This is a genomic window from Mycobacterium sp. E3339 (genome assembly GCF_001666915.1).
Classification (GTDB): Bacteria; Actinomycetota; Actinomycetes; order Mycobacteriales; family Mycobacteriaceae; genus Mycobacterium.
The window spans coordinates 1-3,726 of the sequence record NZ_LZIZ01000193.1 but is presented as its reverse complement, the minus strand read 5'-3'; the positions used below and the strand labels follow the sequence as shown (position 1 = coordinate 3,726).

3 protein-coding genes are annotated in these 3,726 nt (G+C 65.1%); 1 reads left to right on the top strand and 2 read right to left on the bottom strand.

Annotated elements, in window-relative coordinates; genetic code table 11:
* Nucleotides 1-301 precede the first annotated feature (301 nt).
* The gene (locus tag A5702_RS17685; RefSeq protein WP_068222270.1) at nucleotides 302-1,525 is read left to right on the top strand and encodes a class I SAM-dependent methyltransferase; all 1,224 of its coding nucleotides are present in this window, start codon (nucleotides 302-304) and stop codon (nucleotides 1,523-1,525) included.
* A gap of 12 nt (nucleotides 1,526-1,537) precedes the next feature.
* Here A5702_RS17685 and A5702_RS17680 read toward each other — a convergent pair whose 3' ends face one another.
* Together A5702_RS17680 and A5702_RS17675 are read right to left on the bottom strand one after the other, a co-directional pair.
* Nucleotides 1,538-2,326: a class I SAM-dependent methyltransferase gene (locus A5702_RS17680; protein WP_141224761.1), complete on the bottom strand. Its 789-nt coding sequence runs from the start codon at nucleotides 2,324-2,326 to the stop codon at nucleotides 1,538-1,540.
* 210 nt (nucleotides 2,327-2,536) lie between these two features.
* Nucleotides 2,537-3,538 carry a class I SAM-dependent methyltransferase gene (locus A5702_RS17675; RefSeq protein ID WP_369808535.1) on the bottom strand — a complete coding sequence of 334 codons (1,002 nt, stop codon included), beginning with the start codon at nucleotides 3,536-3,538 and terminating at the stop codon, nucleotides 2,537-2,539.
* Nucleotides 3,539-3,726 lie beyond the last annotated feature (188 nt).

Sequence of the window (3,726 nt, the reverse complement as noted above, 5' to 3'; positions counted from 1 at the left end):
GCCCGCGAGATCGCCACCCGGATGACCAAGCCCAGCGAAAGCGCCGCCATGGCCGCCGACCTCTTCGAAGCGATGGCCGGCCGGCCGCGTTAAGGCACGCCGCACGCCGTCTATTTCCCCTATCGACCGATTGGGTTTCAACTGGCGAAACAGGGTACAGATTCGGCAAACGTTGACAGAATGGCTTCCTGGAAACCTCAGAAGGGTGCTAACGGCATAACTTGGGGGCTAGGCTCATGAACCTAAGTACTGGTCCGGGGTTCCTGGATGCGGGTGGGCCTGACAGTGTGAGGGGGAAGTATTGACTCAGCGTAGTTGCCGCGTCTGCGGCGGTGATCTCCGTGAGGTACTCGACCTCGGACGCCAGCCAGTCTCGAATGCCTTCGTGAAACCCGAAGAGACCGCCAAGGTGCCGTTTTTTCGGCTCGTGGTGGGCCTCTGCACGTCGTGCACGATGGTGCAGCAACTAGACGAGGTTCCGCCCAGCCAGATGTTCCGCGCGGACTACCCGTACCGCGCGTCGGGATCCGCGGTGATTCGCAAGCATTTCGAGGACGTCGCCAGGTGGATCATCAGCGTAATCCCCGACGATGAGAACCGGTTCGTCGTCGAAATCGGCAGCAACGACGGCGTCATGCTGAAGACCCTCAGCGACGCCGGGGTGCGGCACCTGGGCGTCGACCCGGCCGCCGGGGCGGGCGACGTCGCCCGCGCGCACGGCGCCCGGGTCCGCACGGATTTCTTCGACGAGTCGACCGCGGCCGACATCCGCGAAAAGGAAGGCCCGGCAAGCCTGATCTTTTCGGCGAACACGATCAGTCACATCTCTTACCTGGACTCGATCTTCCGCGGGGCGGAGCTGCTGCTGGCGCCGGACGGGCTGTTCGTGTTCGAGGACCGCTACCTTGCCGACATCCTGCGGTGCGTCTACTTCGACCAGATCTACGACGAGCACTTCTACCTGTTCTCCGTCCGCTCGGTGCAGGCGTTGGCGGCGCGCTTCGGCCTGGAATTGGTCGACGTCGAACACCTCCCCCTGCACGGCGGTTCCATCCGCTACACCGTCGCCCGCGCGGGCAACCGGCAGCCCAGCCCCGCCGTGGCGGAATTCCTGGCCCAGGAAAAGGCCGACGGGATCGCCGAGGAGGCGACGTTCGTCCAATTCTCCGAGGACATCAACCGCATCCGCACGGACCTGGTGACCCTGCTGCGCGATCTGCGGTCCGACGGCCGGCGAGTCGTCGGGTACGGCGCCACGTCGCGCAGCGCCACGGTCATGAACTATTGCCACATCGACTCGGAACTGCTTCCGATGGTGTGCGATTCGACCCCGGAGAAGCAGGGCCGGCTGACACCGGGCTCAAAGGTCCCGGTGTGCCCGCCGGAAGTCTTCTCCCACCCCTACCCGGACTACGCGCTGCTGTTCGCGTGGAACCACGCCGACGAGATCATGGCGAAGGAACAAGCCTTCCACGAAAAGGGCGGGCGCTGGATCCTGTACTCGCCCAAGGTCCATATCGTCTGATGCGCCGCCGGCTCACTGCGCAGGTTTGATCAGCAGGCCCTGGCCGGTGGGCAAAGTGCAGATCGGCACGCCCAATTCGCCCGCCAGGGCGTCCATGGCCAGGCGCTGCTCTTCGTGCCCGTGGTAGGCGTAGTCGTCCAGCAGCACGAAGGCGCCGGGCGAGAGCCGCGGCCAGAAGAACCGCAGCGCCGCGACCTCCGGTGGGGCACAGTTCATGTCGATGTGCAGGAAGGCCACCGTGCGCGCCTCGACCTGGTCGAGCGTCTCCGGGACCGGCCCGACGATGATGCGTTGGTTCTTCCATTGCGCGAAGTTGGCCCGCACACCCTCGACCCCGCTGACGTACATGCCGTTGCGAAGCTGCTGCTCGCTCCGCTCCAGCGCGCCGCCCCGGCGTTCGTCGGCGGTGACGTAACGCGGATCGATTCCGGCGAAAGTGTCGAGCAGATAAAAGGTCTTGCCCAGTCGATCCCAGTCGAGATACTCCATGATGGCGCTGCTCAAGAACCCGTAACTGACGCCGCACTCCACGAAATCACCGTCGAGCCGGCTGGCGTTGGTCGCCGCCCACAAACCGATGTGCGCGCGCCAATGCCACTGGTACCAGTCCTGGCCGCCCAGGGCGCGCGCACCGCGCTCGTAGGCGCGCTGGAACGCCGGATCCTCCATGAACGCGTGGCGGTGGAAACTGAACAACGCGTCGCTGGCGTACGCCTTCGGAAAAAGCTTGCGCGCGAGCCCATACTCCTTGCCCACCATCCATAGCCGGATGCGAGCGCCGGTCGACAGCCTGTTTGCCACGGCGGAAACGATAGCATCGGGATCCGTTGGCCTACCCCGGAACGCGGCGGGTTGGCCGGAGCGGCGGCGGCCGCCCCCTTTCACAGCACGCGTTGCCATCAGCGGCCGGACACCGCGTCGGCAGCACGGCACGATGGCCGAAGCGTGAACCTCAGTGGCACAACGAATCCCGCAACGAGGTTCGCGCCGCTAGCCAGAATCGCCGCTTCCTTACTTGACCCGCAGGACGAACCCGGTCTGGTCACCCCGGCCCTGGCGGTTCAGCGCCACCGCGCGCTTCTCCCAGTTCAAGAGCTGCCTGACCCCGAACATCCGAACCATGGCCCCAAGGCTGGTCATTTCGGTCAGCGCGATGTCGCGGCGGTTCGCCTCGCTTCCGATGAACGACCCCGAGCTCTGATCGTCGATGGCCTTCTCGACCCGCAGCCCGGCCCTGTCGGCCGCCACCGCCATACCCTTGCGGGACGGTATGCAAATGTGCTTGGGCGCATCGATGTTCATCCAGTTGGCCCGGTAGGTGTCCCAGACTTCGGACGAGGTGGTCGGCAGCCGGACCAGGCACAAGCCCGTGGGGGCCAGCCTCTCGTGCGCCGCCTTCAACGTGGCGGTCAGGTCCGGGACGTGTTCGAGCGAATGGTTGAACATGATGACGTCGAACTCACCGGTCATCTCGTCAAGGTCCCGCTTCGCCAGGGGAACCCCGAGGGCCGTCTTGCCGTCGGCCTCGATGAACGGGTCGGCGCCGGACAGGTTCGTGAATCCGGCCCTGGCCAACCGGTCGAGCAGCGCGCCGCCACCACACCCCACGTCCAGAACCCGCGCGTCGAGCGAAACCCCTAGCTCGCCAAGCATTTTGACGACGTCGCCGCTGGCGTCGTGCGTTCCGATCAGGCTACGCAGCCCGGGCGGCAGCGCCGAGACGAGCGTACCGACCAGGCGACCGCCGGCGTGCAGGTCATGGCGGTCCTCCTGCGCGGTCAGCCATTGGAACAGCTTGGGCTGCGGCGCGACTTTGTAGGAGTAATAGTCCGAGGGGTAAAAGCGCATGAGTTCTTCACCCTCAAGCACTTTCGCGATCTGCAATGTGCCGCACTCGGCGCAGACGAAGTAATCGAATACTTCTCGGGTCCCGAAATACATCTCCCGAACGGGAACAATTTCGTGCGGACCATTCGATCCACATAGTTGGCACGGTTTGTTAACTTCGCTCACTTCGCCCTTCCCCATGAAGTTTTCGACGCCAGAAACGATACCGCCACGACCCGGGGTCCGTTGGCGATCTGCGAGACTCGATCGGCGGGGCCGATCCCCGACTCAGCCGCCAGCGCTGATCAGGCATAACGCCTCAGGCTGGCGAAGTTTTCCGCGAGGTCCGCGGCCTTCGCGACGCTTTCGCTGGG